The organism is Caulobacter sp. FV1ye13L (genome assembly GCF_058681155.1).
Genome location: NZ_CM178732.1, coordinates 760,388 through 777,023, shown reverse-complemented (window position 1 = coordinate 777,023; position 16,636 = coordinate 760,388). Strand labels below are relative to the sequence as shown.

At 66.8% G+C, this 16,636-nt stretch carries 17 protein-coding genes and 2 pseudogenes; 14 read left to right on the top strand and 5 right to left on the bottom strand.

Annotation, left to right across the window (positions count from 1 at the left end):
- The first annotated feature begins 53 nt into the window (after positions 1–53).
- The 4 genes from ACW176_RS03510 to ACW176_RS03495 all read left to right on the top strand — a co-directional run bounded on the left by ACW176_RS03510 (position 54) and on the right by ACW176_RS03495 (position 3,076).
- On the top strand, positions 54–1,025 hold the full coding sequence (locus tag ACW176_RS03510; protein ID WP_492110906.1) for an SDR family NAD(P)-dependent oxidoreductase: 972 nt from the start codon (positions 54–56) through the stop codon (positions 1,023–1,025).
- Positions 1,025–1,543 (top strand): hypothetical protein, encoded by a 519-nt coding sequence (locus ACW176_RS03505; protein WP_492110905.1) that lies wholly within the window; start codon positions 1,025–1,027, stop codon positions 1,541–1,543. Before ACW176_RS03510 ends, ACW176_RS03505 begins: the two co-directional genes overlap by 1 nt.
- Positions 1,540–2,397, top strand: a complete 858-nt coding sequence (locus ACW176_RS03500) for an SDR family oxidoreductase (RefSeq protein WP_492110904.1) — start codon at positions 1,540–1,542, stop codon at positions 2,395–2,397. Before ACW176_RS03505 ends, ACW176_RS03500 begins: the two co-directional genes overlap by 4 nt.
- 184 nt (positions 2,398–2,581) lie before the next feature.
- Positions 2,582–3,076, top strand: a complete 495-nt coding sequence (locus ACW176_RS03495) for a GNAT family N-acetyltransferase (RefSeq protein WP_492110903.1) — start codon at positions 2,582–2,584, stop codon at positions 3,074–3,076.
- 4 nt (positions 3,077–3,080) lie between these two features.
- Here the strand turns inward: ACW176_RS03495 and ACW176_RS03490 are convergent, their stop codons facing one another.
- Positions 3,081–3,464 carry a hypothetical protein gene (locus ACW176_RS03490; protein ID WP_492110902.1) on the bottom strand — a complete coding sequence of 128 codons (384 nt, stop codon included), beginning with the start codon at positions 3,462–3,464 and terminating at the stop codon, positions 3,081–3,083.
- Between the two features lie 8 nt (positions 3,465–3,472).
- Positions 3,473–4,741 carry an MFS transporter gene (locus ACW176_RS03485; RefSeq protein ID WP_492110901.1) on the bottom strand — a complete coding sequence of 423 codons (1,269 nt, stop codon included), beginning with the start codon at positions 4,739–4,741 and terminating at the stop codon, positions 3,473–3,475.
- Positions 4,742–4,951: 210 nt separating this feature from the next.
- Between ACW176_RS03485 and ACW176_RS03480 the strand changes: the two genes are divergently transcribed.
- The 5 genes from ACW176_RS03480 to ACW176_RS03460 all read left to right on the top strand — a co-directional run bounded on the left by ACW176_RS03480 (position 4,952) and on the right by ACW176_RS03460 (position 8,834).
- Positions 4,952–5,476 carry a GNAT family N-acetyltransferase gene (locus ACW176_RS03480; protein WP_492110900.1) on the top strand — a complete coding sequence of 175 codons (525 nt, stop codon included), beginning with the start codon at positions 4,952–4,954 and terminating at the stop codon, positions 5,474–5,476.
- 48 nt (positions 5,477–5,524) lie between these two features.
- Positions 5,525–6,115: a DUF1285 domain-containing protein gene (locus tag ACW176_RS03475; RefSeq protein ID WP_492111870.1), complete on the top strand. Its 591-nt coding sequence runs from the start codon at positions 5,525–5,527 to the stop codon at positions 6,113–6,115.
- Entirely contained in the window at positions 6,112–6,762 is a 651-nt protein-coding gene (locus ACW176_RS03470; protein WP_492110899.1) for a CoA pyrophosphatase, read from the top strand. The genes ACW176_RS03475 and ACW176_RS03470 overlap by 4 nt, the downstream gene beginning before the upstream one ends.
- Positions 6,763–6,852: 90 nt before the next feature.
- Entirely contained in the window at positions 6,853–8,106 is a 1,254-nt protein-coding gene (locus tag ACW176_RS03465) for a CCA tRNA nucleotidyltransferase (RefSeq protein ID WP_492110898.1), read from the top strand.
- On the top strand, positions 8,106–8,834 hold the full coding sequence (locus tag ACW176_RS03460) for a glutamine amidotransferase-related protein (RefSeq protein WP_492110897.1): 729 nt from the start codon (positions 8,106–8,108) through the stop codon (positions 8,832–8,834). Before ACW176_RS03465 ends, ACW176_RS03460 begins: the two co-directional genes overlap by 1 nt.
- A gap of 7 nt (positions 8,835–8,841) precedes the next feature.
- Here the strand turns inward: ACW176_RS03460 and hemF are convergent, their stop codons facing one another.
- Positions 8,842–9,714 carry an oxygen-dependent coproporphyrinogen oxidase gene (hemF, locus tag ACW176_RS03455; RefSeq protein WP_492110896.1) on the bottom strand — a complete coding sequence of 291 codons (873 nt, stop codon included), beginning with the start codon at positions 9,712–9,714 and terminating at the stop codon, positions 8,842–8,844.
- Positions 9,715–9,772: 58 nt separating this feature from the next.
- A complete protein-coding gene (locus ACW176_RS03450; protein ID WP_419318950.1) occupies positions 9,773–10,234 on the bottom strand; it encodes a tRNA (cytidine(34)-2'-O)-methyltransferase in 462 nt (153 codons plus the stop codon).
- Positions 10,235–10,437: 203 nt separating this feature from the next.
- Here ACW176_RS03450 and petA point away from each other — a divergent pair, with 203 nt between their 5' ends.
- Genes petA through ACW176_RS03435 form a run of 3 tightly spaced genes read left to right on the top strand, consistent with a single transcriptional unit; the run spans position 10,438 to position 13,159 of the window.
- Positions 10,438–10,989 carry a ubiquinol-cytochrome c reductase iron-sulfur subunit gene (gene petA, locus ACW176_RS03445; RefSeq protein ID WP_419318949.1) on the top strand — a complete coding sequence of 184 codons (552 nt, stop codon included), beginning with the start codon at positions 10,438–10,440 and terminating at the stop codon, positions 10,987–10,989.
- 5 nt (positions 10,990–10,994) lie between these two features.
- Positions 10,995–12,308, top strand: a complete 1,314-nt coding sequence (locus ACW176_RS03440; RefSeq protein WP_492110895.1) for a cytochrome b — start codon at positions 10,995–10,997, stop codon at positions 12,306–12,308.
- A gap of 5 nt (positions 12,309–12,313) precedes the next feature.
- Positions 12,314–13,159, top strand: coding sequence for a cytochrome c1 (locus ACW176_RS03435; RefSeq protein WP_492111869.1), 846 nt, complete (start codon positions 12,314–12,316; stop codon positions 13,157–13,159).
- 22 nt (positions 13,160–13,181) lie between these two features.
- Here ACW176_RS03435 and ACW176_RS03430 read toward each other — a convergent pair whose 3' ends face one another.
- Entirely contained in the window at positions 13,182–13,979 is a 798-nt protein-coding gene (locus ACW176_RS03430; RefSeq protein ID WP_492110894.1) for a pepsin/retropepsin-like aspartic protease family protein, read from the bottom strand.
- Between the two features lie 711 nt (positions 13,980–14,690).
- Here ACW176_RS03430 and ACW176_RS03425 point away from each other — a divergent pair.
- Positions 14,691–15,227, top strand: a pseudogene (locus ACW176_RS03425) (MCP four helix bundle domain-containing protein); the annotation flags it as partial.
- Between the two features lie 120 nt (positions 15,228–15,347).
- Positions 15,348–16,634: pseudogene (locus tag ACW176_RS03420) on the top strand (methyl-accepting chemotaxis protein); the annotation flags it as partial.
- Positions 16,635–16,636 lie beyond the last annotated feature (2 nt).

Below are 16,636 nucleotides of genomic sequence, written 5' to 3'. Positions count from 1 at the left end.
AAGAAATTTATACGAGTGCGTTCAAAAACAACGACATAACGGGAGAGAACGACATGGCCGACCGCATCACCTCGGGCTTTTCGCCCTATACCCCGGCCCGCGACGTGGTCGCCGGCCATGACCTGACCGGCAAGGTCGCCATCGTCACCGGCGCCGCCACCGGCATCGGCGTCGAGACCGCCCGCGCCCTGGCCGAGGCCGGCGCAGAAGTGATCATCGCCGTCCGCAAGCCGGAGCTGGCCGAAGCCGCTGTCGCCGAGGTCAACAAGACCGCCAAAGGGGCCAAGGCGTCGTGGTCGATGCTGGACCTGTCCAGCTTCAAGTCGATCCGCGCCTTCGCCGAGCGCTGGGGCGACAAGCCGCTGAACATCCTGATCAACAACGCCGGCGTGATGGCCAGCCCCCTGACCTATACCGAGGACGGGCTGGAGATGCAGGTCGGCACCAACCATTTCGGCCACTTCCTGCTGTCGGTGCTGCTGGCCCCGAACCTGATCGCCGGCGCCAAACAGTCGGGCAAGAGCTCGCGGCTGGTCTCGCTGTCATCGATCGGCCATCGCCGGGCGGGCTTCAACTTCGATGACCCGCACTACAAGACCCGCGCCTACGACAAGTGGGAAAGCTACGGCCATGCCAAGACCGCCAACGCCCTGTTCGCGGTCGGCTTCAACAAGCGCTTCAAGGATCAGGGCGTCACCGCCAACGCCGTGATGCCGGGCGGGATCATGACCCCGCTGCAGCGCCACCTGCCGATCGAGGAACAGATCGCCCTGGGCTGGATCGACGAGAACGGCAAGGTTCGCGACGGCTTCAAGACGACGGAAGAGGGCGCCTCGACCAGCGTCTGGGCCGCCGTCGGCGACGAGCTGGAAGGCGTCGGCGGGCTCTATCTGGAAGACCTCGCCCAGGCCGAACCCTGGACCAAGGACAAGCCCTGGGCCGGCGTCCTGCCGCACGCCCTCGACCCCGAGGCGGCCGAGCGCCTGTGGGCGCTGTCGGTGGAAACGACGGGGGCCGGCGCCTGATGGAGAGCCGTTCCGTCCTGCGGCTGGCCGGGGGCGCCACGATTCTGGGCGCGGCCATCGATGTTCTGGCGCCGTTCCTGATCTATCCGCGCCTCGCACAGCCCTGGCCGCACCTCGTCTATGTGGCCATCGATCTGCTGCTGATCTTCGGCATGCTGGGCGTTCGCTCCGTGAGCGGACGTTCAGCCGGCCCAGCCGCCCTGGTCGGCTTCGTCCTGGCCCTGCTGGGCGTGCTGCTGGTGCGGACCTCGTCTGCCGCCATCTTTGGCGAGGCGTCCTACATGATCGCGTCCAGCGTCTGGTCGATCGGCATGGCCGTCTGGGGCGTGGATCTGCTGCGGGCCAGGGGGGCCTTCCGCATCGCCGCCGGCCTGTGGATCGCCGCCCTCGTCATCGGCCTTGCGGGCCTGGTCCTGAAGGATCAGGGTCCGATCGCGCACGTGGCCAAGCTGGCCTTCATTCTCGGCTTCGTGGCCGCCGCCGTCGATCTGCTCAAACCCCGTGGAGACCCCGCATGAGCCTGAAGAACAAGACCCTGTTCGTGACCGGGGCCTCTCGCGGCATCGGCCTGGCCATCGCCCTGCGGGCGGCGCGTGACGGAGCCAATATCGTCATCGCCGCCAAGACCGCCGAGGCCCATCCCAAGCTGCCGGGCACCATCTATTCAGCCGCCGCCGAGATCGAGGCCGCAGGCGGCAAGGCCCTGCCGCTGATCGTCGACGTGCGCGAGGAAGCCAGCGTCTATGAGGCGGTCGAGAAGGCCGTCGCCACGTTCGGCGGCATCGACATCTGCGTCAACAACGCCTCGGCCATCTCGATCACCGGCACCCTGTCGACCGAGATGAAGCGCTACGACCTGATGCATCAGGTCAACGGGCGCGGCACCTTCCTGGTCTCCAAGGCCTGTATCCCGCATCTGAAAAAGGCCGAAAACCCTCACGTGCTGATGCTGTCGCCGCCGCTGGACATGAAGCCCCGCTGGTTTGCGCCGCACGTCGCCTATTCGATGGCCAAGTACAATATGAGCCTGTGCGTGCTGGGCATGGCCGAGGAGTTCCGCGCCGACGGCATCGCCTTCAACGCCCTTTGGCCGCGCACCGGCATCGCCACCGCCGCCATCCAGTTCGCCCTGACCGGCGAGGAAGGCCTGCGCCACTGCCGCAAGGTCGAGATCATGGCTGATGCCGCTCATGCGATCTTCGGCAAGCCATCGCGCGAATTCTCGGGCAACTTCCTGATCGACGACAGCTTCCTGTACGAGCAGGGGGTCACCGACTTCACGCCCTATGCCGTCGACCCGACCGCCACCCTGATGCCGGACTTCTTCGTGCCGGAGGACAGCGTTCCGCCGCCGGGGGTGAAGATCGGCTGAGGGTCAATCAAGCCTCTCCCAGAGGGAGAGGAGGGACCCGCCGCGCAGCGGTGGGAGGTGAGGGGTTACGCCGGCAACCGGCGCGCCGGCACGCCGTCCACCGTCCAAACCCCTCACCCTCCCACGCTTTCAGCGCGGGCCCCGCCCTCTCCCTCTGGGAGAGGGATCATGTGCAGAGACCGCCATGCCTTCACCCTCCGGGAACGTCACCATCCGCCCTGCCGTCGCCGCTGACAGCGCCCTGATCCTGCAGTTCATCCGCGATCTGGCCGAGTATGAAAAGCTGCTGGATTCGGTGGAGGCGACGGAAGGCCAAGTGACGGCGGCGCTGTTTGGCGAAAACCCTCGGGCGTTCTGCGACATCGCGCAGATCGACGGTGAACCGGTGGGGTTTGCCCTGTGGTTCTACAATTTCTCGACCTTTGTCGGGCGGCACGGGATCTATCTGGAAGACCTGTTCGTACGGCCCGAGGCGCGAGGTTCCGGCGCGGGCAAGGCCCTGCTGGCCAATCTGGCCCGGCGTTGCCTGGACGAGAATCTGGGCCGACTGGAATGGTCGGTGCTGGACTGGAACGCGCCGTCCATCGCCTTCTATGACAGCCTGGGCGCTGCGGCGCTGGACGAATGGATCATCCGGCGGATGACCGGCGACGCCCTGCGCAAGCTGGCGGGGATCTGACACCTCAGTTCAAGGTCGGCCGCCTGGCCCGCTCGGCCTCGTATTCAGCAATGCGAGCCCAAACCGAGCGGATCACGATCCCGACGGCAGGGTCCTGGACGATTTCCGACCGTTCCTGATCGGTCGGGCGCCGCAATCGCTTCACGTCGCCCGGTACGCAGACGGCGATGCAGCCGCAGCCGTGGCAGATGACGGCGTCTCCGGAGGTATCGCGGTCTTCAGGCGTAACGCCGACGGCGCGGGCAAGCCCGCAAATGACGACGCCGCAGAAGGGGCAGGGACCCACATCGACCTGTTTGCTGGGTGCGTTGCCGGACATGTATTCACCATGAACAAATGAGCAACATTCATGGCCGCCTTGCGAGGCTTTGGAAAGAAGATTCGGCAATGCCGCCTTCAATCCAGCCGGTCGGCTTTCCGCAGTTCCGGGAACAGCCAGGCCCACAGGCCCGTGACGCCCAGCGCGCCGATCCCGCCGAACACCGCCGCCCCGACCGGGCCCATGAACCAGGCCGCGACGCCGCTCTCGGCCTCGCCCAGTTCGTTGGAGGCGCTGATGAACACGCCCGAGACGGCGGCGACGCGGCCGCGCATGGCGTCGGGGGTGACGATCTGCACCAGGGTCTGGCGGACATAGACGCTGAGCATGTCGGCCCCGCCCAGCAGGGCCAGGGCCCCGACCGAAAGCCACATCACCTGCGAGAGACCAAAGACCACCGTGGCGGCGCCGAACACTGCCACCCCGGCGAACATGATCGGGCCGGCCTTGCTGCGGATCGGGTTGCTGGCCAAATAGATCGCCACGATCGTCGCGCCGATGGCCGGCGCGGCGCGCAGGATGCCAAAGCCCGCCGGCCCCACATGCAGCACGTCCTTGGCGAACACCGGCAGCAGGGCCGTGGCCCCGCCCAGGATCACCGCGAACAGGTCCAGCGAGATCGAGCCGAACACGATCTTGTTGTTCCACACATAGGAGAGCCCCTCCTTGATCAGGGCCAGCCGCGAGCCGGGCTGGGTTTCGGGCCTGGTGTTCTGGCGGATCATCAGGGCCATGATCGCGGCGGCCAGATAGAGGCCCAGCGCCGCGCCGAAGGCCAGGGACGGGGAATGGATCAGCAGCAGGCCGCCGATGGCCGGACCGATGATCGAAGCGCTCTGCCAGGCCAGCGAGTTCCAGGCGATGGCGCGGGGCAGCAGGGGGCGCGGCACCAGCATGGGTCCCAGGGCGCTGCTGGCCGGCGACAGGAAGGCGCGGCTGGCCCCGAACATTACCGAGACGGCGAACACCGGCCACAGGGCATGCGAGCCGCTCAAGGCCAGGAGCAGCAGCACGCTGGCGCTGACGGCGTCGACGGCCAGGCTGATGGCGACGATGAATTTTCGGGTGCGGCGGTCGGCGGTCTCGCCGGCGATCAGGGTCAGGGCCAGCAGCGGCAGGAACTGGGCGAGGCCGATCATGCTGACCAGGAAGGCCGACTCGCCGACGGACCGCGTCTCGCGGGCGATGGCGTAGACCTGCCAGCCCAGGGCCACCGACTGGATCTGCACGCCCAGGGTCGAGATGAACCGCAGGGCCCAGAACAGCATGAAGTCACGCTCCCGCAACAGGGCGCGGGTAGAGGTGTCGGGAGACGGGTCTTCGGCCGGGGCGGGGATGTCAGACATTGCGCCGCACCATACTGGCGCTTGGCCCCGCCGCAACGTTATTGACCTGCAAGAGGCTTGGCCCTACAGCGCCCGCAAGTTCATGCCCTTGAGGCTTGGGAGGTCCGGCCATGCGCCTGCGACGAATGACGCGCGATAGCGCCACGATCTGAAGCCCTCCCGCGCCTGGCGTCGGGAGCCCCCCGACGACCTTTCGCATTCCGAAGGCTGATGACCTCCATTTCCCTTGCTCCCAGTTCCGCCGTTTCCGCTCCCGCGCTCGTCCTTGAGACGCCCGCCCTGGAAACGCCTGTCACCGCCCTGATCGACCGGGTGTTTGGCCCCGGCCGCTTCGCCAAGGTTTCCGAGCGGCTGCGCGAGGGCAACCGCCTGCTGGCCGACTGCTCGTTTGTCGCGATGCGCGAGGGCCGCCCGGTGGGTTGCGTGCGGATGTGGCCGGTGACCATCGGCGGCGCGGCGGTCGCCTTCCTGGGCCCTCTGGCCGTCGATCCCGACGAGCGCAGCGTGGGCCTGGGCCAGACCCTGGTGGAGCACGCCTGCGAGGCCGCCCGGGCCGCCGGCTGGAAAGCCGTGCTGCTGGTCGGCGACGCGCCCTATTTCACCCGCGCCGGCTTCTCGGCCGCGCACACGGCGGGGATCGCCATGCCGGGGCCTGTCGATCAGCGCCGCGTGCTGCTCAAGGCCATGGTCGAGGGCGGCGACGAAGGCCTTTCGGGTAAGGTCGCGGTCGCCTGAGACGTTGCGTCGCTTGAGCAGGGCGGCGGCATGGCCTACCTGAAGGCCATGACCGTCGATGCTCCAACGACAGACGCAGGCAAACCCGGACTGGAAGGCGTCGCCGCCGCCGCCAAGGCCTCCGGCGAGCGCGGCCTGCCGCCGGTCCATCTGTGGCATCCGGCCCATTGCGGCGAGATCGACATTCGCATCCGCAAGGACGGGGTGTGGTTCCACGAGGGCACGCCGATCGGCCGCGAGGCCCTGGTGCGTCTGTTCTCGACCGTGCTGCGGCTGGATCCCGACGGCTACCATCTGGTCACCCCCGCCGAGAAGATGAAGATCACGGTCGAGGACGCGCCCTTCATAGCCGTCCGCGTGGACCGGGTGGGCGACACCCTGCGCTTCGAGACCAATGTCGGTGACGTGGTCGAGGCAGGGCCAGACAACATCATCCGGGTCGAGATCGATCCGGCCACCGGCGAGCCACGACCCTATCTGCATGTGCGGCGGGGGCTGGAGGCGCTGATCGCCCGGCCGGTGTTCTATGAGCTGGCCGAGATGGCGACCCCGCGCGAGACGGCGGACGGCGCGGTGTTCGGGATCACCTCGAACGGCGCCTGGTTCCCGATCGCGCCGGCCGGGACGGTCGGCGCATGACGCCGCAGGAACGCCGCGACTGGATCACCAGCCGGCTGGACCCCATCGAACACTATAATCCCAGCCTGGCCGATCCGGTCCGCTCGGACTTCGACCTCAATCCCGGCCTGACCTTCGACAATCCCCACGCCCTGCGCCCCGCCGCCGTGCTGGTGGGGCTGGTGGAGCGCGAGGACGGGCTGACCGTGCTGCTGACCCGTCGGTCCGACACCATGCGCAGCCACACCGGCCAGATCGCCTTTCCCGGCGGGCGCTGCGATCCGGGCGAGACGCCGTGGGTCACGGCCCTGCGCGAGGCCCAGGAAGAGGTGGGGCTGGATCCCAGGTTCGTCACCCTGTCGGGCCTGCTGCACGGCTATCAGACGGTGACCGGCTTTCATGTCACGCCCGTGATCGGCTTCATCGATCCGGCCGCCGAATTCGTCGCCAGCCCCGCAGAGGTGGCCGACGTGTTCGAGACGCCGTTCGACTTCCTGATGGATCCGACCAATCACGAGCGCCAGCACCGGGTGACGCCCAGCGGCGAGCGGCGCAACTTCTACGCCATGCCGTGGAACGACCGCTTCATCTGGGGCGCGACGGCCGGGATGTTGCGGGCCCTGTATGAGCGCCTGCATGATGAATCCACAGATCAAATCCCGGGTTAGGGCGGATCGCCCATAGCGGCCGTCGCGCTTCGTGCCTAACAATGCCGCCTTGCTCTTTGGGGGGGCGTTGATTGCGTAGGAGTGTGTTGCTTGAACACTGAATCGATCGGCATAGCGCCGTGGATGGCCTTGCCCGAGACCCAAGCCGTGATCGCGGCCCTGGAGGAGCGCGGCTTTGCCGGCTGCGCGCGATTCGTCGGCGGCTGTGTGCGCAACACCCTGATGGGCAAGCCCATCGACGATATCGACATCGCCACCACCCTGACCCCGGACCAGGTCATCGACGCCCTGGCCCATGCCGGCCTGCGGGCGATCCCGACCGGCGTGGATCACGGCACCGTCACGGCCATCTCGGGCGGCAAGCCCTATGAGATCACCACCCTGCGCCGCGATGTCTCCACCGACGGTCGCCGCGCCACGGTTGCGTTCAGCCAGGACTGGGGCCAGGACGCCGAGCGTCGCGATTTCCGCTTCAACGCCCTGTATGTCGATCCCGAGGGCCGGCTTTACGATCCGACCGGCGAGGGCGTGAACGACGCGCGCGAGGGGCGGGTGGTGTTCGTGGGCGATCCCATGACCCGTATCCGCGAGGACTATCTGCGCATCCTGCGCTTCTTCCGGTTCCAGGCCTGGTACGGCCGGGGCGAGCCCGACCAGAAAGCCCTGGCGGCCTGCAAGGCGCTCAAGGGCATGGTCTCGGGCCGCGCCGCCGAGCGCACGCAAAAAGAGATCATGAAGCTGCTGACGTCGGAAGACCCGCGCCCGGCCCTGCGGCTGATGGCGGCCACCGGCGTGCTGGGCTCGATCCTGCCGTTCGTCAAATCCCTGGCCCGCTTCGACAGCCTGGTGGCCATCGAGACCGAGCAGCTGTTCGAGAACAATCCCGATCTGCGTCTGGCCTCGCTGATCCCCGATGATCCCCAGGTCGCCGAGCAGATGTCCGAGCGCCTGCGCCTGCCCAACAATGTCAGGGACCGCCTGGTCGACGCCGTGGGCAAGAACCCGCGCATCGTCAGCTGGATGAGCCCGCGCGAGGCCCGCCGTTCGATCTACGCCCTGGGCGTGCGCACCTTCTGCGACCGCATCAAGCTGGCCTGGGCCGGCTCTGGCCGTCCGGTCACAGCGCCGCAGTGGCGGGGCCTGCTGGCCATGGCCGAGACCTGGACGCCGCCGCCCTTCCCGCTGTCGGGCGAAGAGGTGATGCAGGCCGGCGTGCCCAAGGGGCCGATGGTGGGCGAGGTGATGCGCGAGATCGAGATCTGGTGGATCGATCAGGACTTCATCGAGGACAAGTTCAGCGCCATTGAGCGCCTGAAGGCTGTGGCCCAAGGCATGGTCTACTGATGCGGATCGGTCTGCTGGAGACCGGCGCGCCGCCGGAGTCGCTTCAGCCGGCCTTCGGCCGCTATGGCGGCATGTTCCAGACCCTGCTGGGCCCTGATCACGCCTATGCGACCTATGACGTCCAGGCCGGCCAGCTGCCCGGCGCGCCGGAGCAGCACGACGCCTATCTCATCACGGGTTCGTCGGCTGGGGTCTATGACGACCTGCCGTGGATCGCGCCGCTGTCGGACTTTCTGCGCGCCGCCAGGGGGCAGGCGGCGCTGGTCGGGGTGTGTTTTGGCCATCAGATCATGGCCCAGGCCTTCGGCGGCCAGGTGGTCAAGTCCGACAAGGGCTGGGGCGTGGGCCTGCACCGCTACGCCGTCGCGCGGCCACAGGGCTGGACCGACGCCGACAGCGTCGCCATTCCCGCCTCTCACCAGGATCAGGTGGTGACCCTGCCGCCCTCCGCCACAGTGATCGGCGGCAGCGCTTTTACGCCCTATGGCCTGCTGTCTTATGACGACGCGCCCGGGCGGAAAAAGGGGGCCATATCCATGCAGTTCCACCCCGAGTTCGACCCGGCCTATGCGGCGGCCCTGATCGAGGCCCGGCGCGGGACCCGCTATACCGACGCGCAAGCTGACGCTGCGATCGCCACCTTGGCCGCGCCCAACGACCGTTTGCGCGTGGGCGGCTGGATCGGGGCTTTCCTGGATCAGGAAACTCTGCGCCCGGGCTCCCGTTGAGCGGGCTCTAGGGCCACTTCACCGTCGGCGGCATCGAGCTGAGGATCGATTCCACATTGCCGCCGGTCTTCAGGCCAAACATCGTGCCCCGGTCGTACAGCAGGTTGAACTCCACGTACCGCCCGCGCTGGACCAGCTGCTGCTCGCGCTCGTCCGCCGTCCAGGCCTCGCCCATGCGGCGGCGGACCAGCTCGGGATAGACCTCCAGGAAGGCCTTGCCGACGTCCTGGGTGAAGGCGAAGTCCCGCGACCAATCGCCGCTGTCGTGGTGGTCGTAGAAGATTCCGCCGATGCCGCGCGGCTCGTTGCGGTGGGGCAGGAAGAAGTACTCGTCGCACCAGGCCTTGTACTTGGCGTGCCAGTCGGGGTGGTGCGCGTCGCAGGCCCGCTGATAGGCGGCGTGGAAGTCGATGGCGTCGGGGAAGTCCTGCTGGCGCTGATAGCCGAGCAGGGGCGTCAGGTCGCCGCCGCCGCCAAACCAGCTTTTGGTGGTGGCGATGAAGCGGGTGTTCATGTGCACGGCCGGCACGCGCGGATTGGTCATGTGAGCGATCAGGCTGATGCCTGTGGCGAAGAACCGGGGGTCGTCGTCCGCGCCCGGCATCGACTTGGCCATTTCCGGCGTGAAGGTTCCAAACACCGTCGAACAGTGGACGCCGACCTTCTCGAACAGGCGACCGTGCATCATCGACATGACGCCGCCGCCGCCGGCAGCGCGATCCCACGGCTTGCGCTCGAAGCGGCCCGGCTGGCCCGGATAGAGGTCGGCCGGGGCCTCGTCTTCCAGACGCTCGAATTCCGTGCAGATCTGGTCGCGCAAGGTTTCAAACCAGGTGCGGGCGCGGGCCTTCTTGTCGTCGAGATCGGAAGCGTCGGTCATGACAGCCGATTAAGCGCTTGGCGCGCGCGGTGCAAATCCGGGGTTCTGCGTAGGGCTGTCAGGCCTCGAAGAAGCCGTCCGTCTGCCGCAGCGCCTCGCCCAGCGCCATGGCGGCGGTCGTCGCGAGATTCATCGACCGGGCTTCGGGCCGCAGCGGGATCACCAGGCGGCCCTGAGCGGCGGCATGGACCTCTTCGGGGGCGCCCCGGCTTTCATTGCCGAATAAAAGCGTATCGCCCGGCTGAAACCCAAATCGGTGGAACGGGGTCGCGCCCCGGGTGGTGAACAGCAGCAGCCGCCCCTGGGCCCTTTCCGGCGCGGCGAGGAAGGTTTCCCAGGAATCGTGGCGTTTCATATGGGCCAAGGGGCCGTAATCCAGCGCCGCCCGCTTGAGACTCTTGTCATCCAGGGGAAAGCTGCAAGGCTCAATCACGTCCAGGCCGGCGCCAAAACAGGCCGCGAGGCGGATTGCGGCGCCGACGTTTTGAGGAATGCCTGGTTGAAAAAGCGCGAGACGCATTCTAAGCGAACCACCACAAGGCTAGCAGGGACATTGCCTGCGAATCGAAAGGGCTTGCGGACTCAGTCCGCGCGTCCGATAGGACGATCCAACCGTCGTCTTGTGGCGGAGATCCGTTCGCGGGTCGAGAAAGATACGGCGCCGAAAGGTGCTTCTCCTGGCCGGCCGGCTTCCCGGCGCGGCGGAATCGAAGGGTGACTTAGGTGGCCGACACCGCGTTGGGCGCAACGACCGAGCCGGAGCATGGGGCTGACCCCAGCCGGCGCGACTTCATTTACATCGCGACGATGGCGGCCGCCGCTGGCGGCGCCGTATCGCTTGTTTGGCCGTTCGTCGATCAGATGAACCCGTCAGCCGATACGCTGGCGCTGGCCTCGACCGAATTCGACCTGACCAAGGTCGCCGACGGTCAGCAGGTCACGCTCAAGTGGCGCGGCAAGCCGCTGTTCGTGCGCAACCGCACGCCGGCCGAGATCCAGAAGGCCGTGGCCGATGACGGCGCGGCGCTCAAGGATCCGCAGACCGACGCCGAGCGGGTCAAGCCGGGCAAGGCCCAGTGGCTGGTCCTGATCGGCTCCTGCACCCACCTGGGTTGCGTGCCCACCTTCGGCGGCGGCGACTACGGCGGCTGGTTCTGCCCCTGCCATGGCTCGCACTACGACACCTCGGGCCGGATCCGTAAGGGTCCCGCGCCCCTGAACCTCGCGGTTCCGGAGTACGAGTTCCTCACCGACACCAAGGTCAAGATCGGTTAAGCGAGATGAGCGGACATTCGACCTATGAACCCAAGACCGGTTTCGAGCGCTGGCTCGACGCCCGTCTCCCGATCGTGCGCCTGGGCTATGACAGCTTCGTCGACTACCCCACGCCGCGTAACCTGAACTACTGGTACACCTTCGGCGGCATTCTCTCGCTGTGCCTGGCGTCTCAGTTGATCACCGGCATCATCCTGGCGATGCACTACAACGTCGGCGACGCGTTCAACAGCGTTGAGCGCATCATGCGTGACGTTAATCACGGCTGGCTGATCCGCTACATGCACTCCAATGGCGCGTCGATGTTCTTCATCGCCGTCTATATCCACATGTTCCGCGGCCTCTATTACGGGTCCTACAAGGCCCCGCGCGAAGTGCTGTGGATTCTGGGCTGCGTGATCTATCTGCTGATGATGGCCACCGCCTTCATGGGCTACGTCCTGCCCTGGGGTCAGATGTCCTTCCACGGCGCCGTCGTGATCACCAACCTGTTTGGCGCCCTGCCGATCGTCGGTCAGAGCATCACGACCTGGCTGTGGGGCGGTTTCGCGGTCGACAGCGCTACGCTGAACCGCTTCTTCTCGCTGCACTATCTTCTGCCCTTCATGATCGCCGGCGTCGTGATCCTGCACATCTGGGCGCTGCACGTGGTCGGCCAGAACAACCCGACGGGCGTGGACCCGAAGTCGAAAGCCGATACCCTTCCCTTCACCCCGTACGCGACGGTGAAGGACGGGTTCGCGATGAGCGTCTTCCTGATCCTCTTCGCCTTCTTCGTCTTCTACATGCCCAACGCCCTGGGTCATGCCGACAACTACATCCCGGCCAACCCGCTGGTGACGCCCGCCCACATCGTTCCGGAATGGTACTTCCTGCCGTTCTACGCGATCCTGCGCGCCGTTCCCGACAAGCTGATGGGCGTGCTGGCCATGTTTGGCGCCATCGCCTGCCTGTTCGCCCTGCCGTGGCTGGACACCTCCAAGGTGCGCTCGATGCGCTACCGCCCGACCGCGAAGATGTACTTCTTCATCTTCGTCGTGGCGTGCTGCATCCTGGGCCTGTGCGGCGCCAAGCTGCCGGATGATCCGGTTATCCCGCACCTGAAGACCTTCCTGCTGATCGACGCCGATCTGAACAGCTTTGTCTGGCTCAGCCGCTTTGCAACGCTGTACTATTTCGGCTTCTTCCTGGTGATCCTCCCGGTCCTGGGTCTGAAGGAAACGCCGCTCCCGGTTCCGGACTCGATTGCTTCGCCGGCTCTGTCGCACCCCGCCGGCGTTCCGGCCCACGCGACCTCCGCGCCTGAGATGAAGGGCTGATCATGATGCTGCGCAAACTTTCCATCCTCGCAGCCGTGGCCGGCCTGATGGCGGCCGGTCCGGTTCTGGCCGCTGGGCACCCCCTGCCGCCCAAGGACGTCCATTGGTCGTTCGAAGGTCCGTTCGGCAAATTTGATCAGGCCCAGCTGCAGCGCGGCTACAAGGTCTATCGGGAGGTCTGTTCGGCCTGCCACTCGATGAGCCTGGTCAGCTTCCGCAACCTCGGCGACAAGGGCGGCCCGTTCTATAGCAACGAGCACAAGAACCCGAACGACAACCCGTGGGTCAAGGCGATCGCCAAGGACTACGAGGTCGCCGATATCGACTCCGAGACTGGCGACGCGATCAAGCGTCCTGCGACCTCGGCGGATCGTTTCACCTCGCCCTATCCCAACGAGGCTGCGGCGCGGGCCGGCAATGGCGGCGCCCTGCCGCCGGACATGTCGCTGCTGGCCAAGGCTCGCTCGGGCGGTCCGGAATATATCTACTCGCTGCTGACCGGCTATGTGGCTCCGCCGACCGGCCTCAAGGTCGGCGCAGGCCAGCACTACAACCCTTACATGGCCGGCGATCTGACCGCGTCGTGGTCGGGCCCGCACGACAAGGTTCCGCCCGGTGGCTACATCGCCATGGCCGCGCCGCTCAAGGCCGATCTGGTGACCTTCGACGACGGCACCAAGTCGACGCTTGATCAGCAGGCCAAGGATGTCTCGGCCTTCCTGATGTGGGCGGCCGAGCCAAAGATGGAAGAGCGCAAGCAGACCGGCTTCGTGGTCATCCTCTATCTGCTGCTGTTCTCGGGCCTGCTCTATGCCAGCTACCGCAAGGTCTGGAAGAACGAGTCGCACTGACCGTTCGCGGCGACCGAAAAGATCAGGGCCTGGCGGTAACGCCGGGCCCTTTTTCTTTGGGCTCAAGCCGGGCGGGCGTCAGCCACAGCCGGCCCGCCTGGGCGTCGAGGCGCAGGCGATAGTCCGACAGGATCGCCACGCCCACCGCCCCGGCCACGCCCGGGGGCAGGTCGCCGGCTCTGACGGCTGCAACGCGCTGCCGCAGGCGGCCATCCAGCGACAGGCCGGCCAGCACGCCGGCGGGCTTCTGGCGCGGCCCATCGGCGTCGCCCCGCGCCCGCACCCCGCCGTTCGAGGCCGTGTCGAGGGCGAAGGCCCCGGTCAGGCTGGAAAAGCCGTCCGAGGCCGTGGCCTGAACGGTCGGCACGCCGCCCACCACGGTGACGGGCAGGCCGCGCCCGCCGGACCGTTCGGCCCAGCCCTGGGGCTCCAGCCGCAGGCGGCAGGGCGCAAAGTCGATGATCACCACATAGCGGCCCAGGATATCGGCCCCGATCACGCCGGCGATGGGCGCCACGAAGCCGACGCCGCGATAGTCGAGATCGCTGACCAGGATCGGCGCCGCCTCCACCCTCTGCCCGGCCAGCCGCACAGGCAGGGTGAGGTCGAGCTCGGCATAGCCGCTCATCTGGGCCTTGGTGTTGTGCAGCAGGGTGCGCGGGGCCGACAGGTCGATCACGAAGTCGCCGGTCATGTCGGCGATGGCGGCCGGGGCGACGATCGCGCCGTTCTCGAACCAGCAGGCCGTCTCGCCGGCCACGGCGGGGCCGGCCGCCGTCAGCGGCAGGATCAACAGCAGGGCGGTGGCTGAGCGACGCATGCGGCGATCCTAGCCAAGCCTTGCGCGCTCGGCGACAGGCGTGAGCATGCGCCAACCGCGATGGCGCCGAAATGCCCGATGGCGGTCGTTCCCGTGAGACGGGCTGAAAGAAAAACACTGAAGATCAAAGTTCAGGAATTCCGGCCCGGCGACCACCGATGTCCCGCTCCTTCGCCAACGGCCTCGCCGCCGTGATCCTGACGGCCGCCACGCCGGTTCTGGTCCAGATGCGGCTCGACCCCGCGCCGCGCGGGTGACGCCGGGCCGCCCCTCCGGCGACGTTCTTCGAGATGAGCCTCAAGCGGGTCGGCGACAGCGCCTGGTTGGCTGCGGGGGCGATGCTGTCCAGATAAGGTGAGCCTTGGGCCCGGCAGTCGACGGCCGGCAATCGCTGTGCCGTGAGCGTCCCTGGGTCCTGGACGAAATATCGCCGCAAATTATCACGGAAAACATGCTTAGCGGCTCAATTTGAGCGAACAACACCTTAAATGCTGCAGAAGTAAATCAAAGTTATCTCAATATTTTGGTCGGCTAAGTTGCACTATAACTGCCTTCCTATACGTGACCAATCGGCATGCGGTAGCTGAAAACAATCATAGAAGGGACGCTATAGCTGCGACCTCGTGTCCTGATTATTGGAAATTAGGAGGTCGTTAGGGGGTCGGCGAGCAGTGGTCGCGCCAGATTTCCCAGTAGAGAAAAAGAGCCGCCATGCTGCCGAACTTGAAGATAGGCCAGCGCCTCGTTGTCGGCTTCGGCATGATCCTCTTGATGATGGCCGGCATTGGCCTGGTGGCGCAGAGCCGTGTCAGTGCGATCGACCGCAGCCTCACAACGATCAACGACGTCAACAGCGCCAAACAGCGGTTCGCCATCAATTTCCGCGGCAGCGTGCATGACCGCGCCATCAGCCTTCGCGACGTCATCCTGGTGAGCGATGCGGGCGAGCTTGACGCGGCGATCGCCACCATAGAGCGCCTTGAGGCCGCCTATGACAAATCGGCCGGTCCGCTCGATGCGCTGATGGCCAAGGGCGCCGGCGTGACCCCCGATGAGACCGCCATCCTGGACAGCATCAAGGCCACGCAGGCCGAGGGCCTGCCGCTGATCTCGGAAGTGATCCGACTCCAGAAGGCCGGCGAGGTTGATGCCGCCCAGGCGCTTCTGATGCAGAGCGCCAGGCCCATGTTCATGGTCTGGCTGAAACAGATCAATCAGTTCATCGACCTGCAAGAGGCGAAGAACAAGGAGATCGGTTCGCAAGTCCACGACCTGTCGGCCGGCTTCGTCTGGCTGAACATCGCGATGTGTGGCGGGGCATTGGTCCTGGGTGTCGCCGTCGCGGCGTGGTCCGCCCGCGCCATCAAGCCGCTCGGCGCCCTGACAACGGCGATGGGCAAGCTCGCCTCGGGCGACCTGGCCGTCTCGGTGCCGTCCCTGGGACGCACGGACGAGGTCGGCGAGATGGCCAAGGCCGTGCAGGTCTTCAAGGAGGCCGGCGCCAGGACCCTTCGCCTGGAGCAGGAGAACGCCGATGCGCGTCAGCTGGCCGACAGTGAACGCGCGGCCCGCCAAAAGACCGACGCTGAAATGGCCCGGACCCAGGCCCTGGTCGTCGAGGCTGTCGCGTCGGGCCTGGAGCAACTCTCCGCCGGCAACCTTGTCTATCGCCTGACCGCCAGCTTCGCGCCTGAGTACGAGAAGCTGCGCGCCGATTTTAACGCCGCGATGACGACCCTGCAGGACACCATGAAGCTGGTGTCCGGCAATACCGCCACCATCCAGGCCGGCGCCGCCGAGATCTCCGTGGCGTCGCAAGACCTGTCGCGCCGGACCGAGCAGCAGGCGGCCAGTCTGGAAGAGACCGCTGCGGCGCTCGATCAGATCACCGCCACGGTGCGCAAGACCGCCGAAGGTTCGGAACACGCCCGCACCGTGGTCGGCCTGGCCAAGTCCGCCGCCGAACAGTCCGGCGACGTGGTCCAGAACGCGGTCGCCGCCATGGGCGGGATCGAAAAATCGTCCCAGGAAATCAGCCAGATCGTCGGCGTCATCGACGAGATCGCCTTCCAGACCAACCTCCTGGCCCTGAACGCCGGCGTCGAGGCGGCGAGAGCCGGCGAGGCCGGTCGCGGCTTCGCCGTTGTCGCCCAGGAAGTCCGGGCCCTGGCCCAGCGGTCGGCCGGCGCGGCCAAGGAGATCAAGGCCCTGATCACCAACTCCGACCAGCAGGTGAGGGCCGGCGTGGAACTGGTCGGCGAGACCGGCAAGGTCTTGAGCCGGATCGTGGTTCAGGTGGGCGAGATCAACGACATCGTCGTCGTGATCGCTGCGTCCGCCCAGGAGCAGGCCACAGCCCTGAACGAGGTCAATTCGTCCATCAACCACATGGATCAGGTGACCCAGCAGAACGCGGCCATGGTTGAAGAGGCCACCGCGGCCAGCCACAGCATGTCGCAGGAAGCCGAAGGGCTGGCGCGCGTCGTTGGCCGCTTCGAGGTCGGCCAGGACGCCCTGGCCCAGAGAGGCGCCGCCCGGAAGCCCTCTCGTCCATCAGCCTCCGTATCGGTCATGAAGACCACGGGCTTTGGGGGCGCCGCGCGCAAGCCCGCGCCGATGGCGCACGCCGGCGCCGATAGCTGGAAAGAGTTCTAGAG

Coding starts and splice junctions, on each gene's coding strand:
- ACW176_RS03510 (WP_492110906.1), top strand. CDS start 54: ATGGCCGACCGCATCACCTCGGGCTTTTCGCCCTATACCCCGGCCCGC.
- ACW176_RS03505 (WP_492110905.1), top strand. CDS start 1,025: ATGGAGAGCCGTTCCGTCCTGCGGCTGGCCGGGGGCGCCACGATTCTG.
- ACW176_RS03500 (WP_492110904.1), top strand. CDS start 1,540: ATGAGCCTGAAGAACAAGACCCTGTTCGTGACCGGGGCCTCTCGCGGC.
- ACW176_RS03495 (WP_492110903.1), top strand. CDS start 2,582: ATGCCTTCACCCTCCGGGAACGTCACCATCCGCCCTGCCGTCGCCGCT.
- ACW176_RS03485 (WP_492110901.1), bottom strand. CDS start 4,741: ATGTCTGACATCCCCGCCCCGGCCGAAGACCCGTCTCCCGACACCTCT.
- ACW176_RS03480 (WP_492110900.1), top strand. CDS start 4,952: ATGACCTCCATTTCCCTTGCTCCCAGTTCCGCCGTTTCCGCTCCCGCG.
- ACW176_RS03475 (WP_492111870.1), top strand. CDS start 5,525: ATGACCGTCGATGCTCCAACGACAGACGCAGGCAAACCCGGACTGGAA.
- ACW176_RS03470 (WP_492110899.1), top strand. CDS start 6,112: ATGACGCCGCAGGAACGCCGCGACTGGATCACCAGCCGGCTGGACCCC.
- ACW176_RS03460 (WP_492110897.1), top strand. CDS start 8,106: ATGCGGATCGGTCTGCTGGAGACCGGCGCGCCGCCGGAGTCGCTTCAG.
- hemF (WP_492110896.1), bottom strand. CDS start 9,714: ATGACCGACGCTTCCGATCTCGACGACAAGAAGGCCCGCGCCCGCACC.
- ACW176_RS03450 (WP_419318950.1), bottom strand. CDS start 10,234: ATGCGTCTCGCGCTTTTTCAACCAGGCATTCCTCAAAACGTCGGCGCC.
- ACW176_RS03440 (WP_492110895.1), top strand. CDS start 10,995: ATGAGCGGACATTCGACCTATGAACCCAAGACCGGTTTCGAGCGCTGG.
- ACW176_RS03435 (WP_492111869.1), top strand. CDS start 12,314: ATGCTGCGCAAACTTTCCATCCTCGCAGCCGTGGCCGGCCTGATGGCG.
- ACW176_RS03430 (WP_492110894.1), bottom strand. CDS start 13,979: ATGCGTCGCTCAGCCACCGCCCTGCTGTTGATCCTGCCGCTGACGGCG.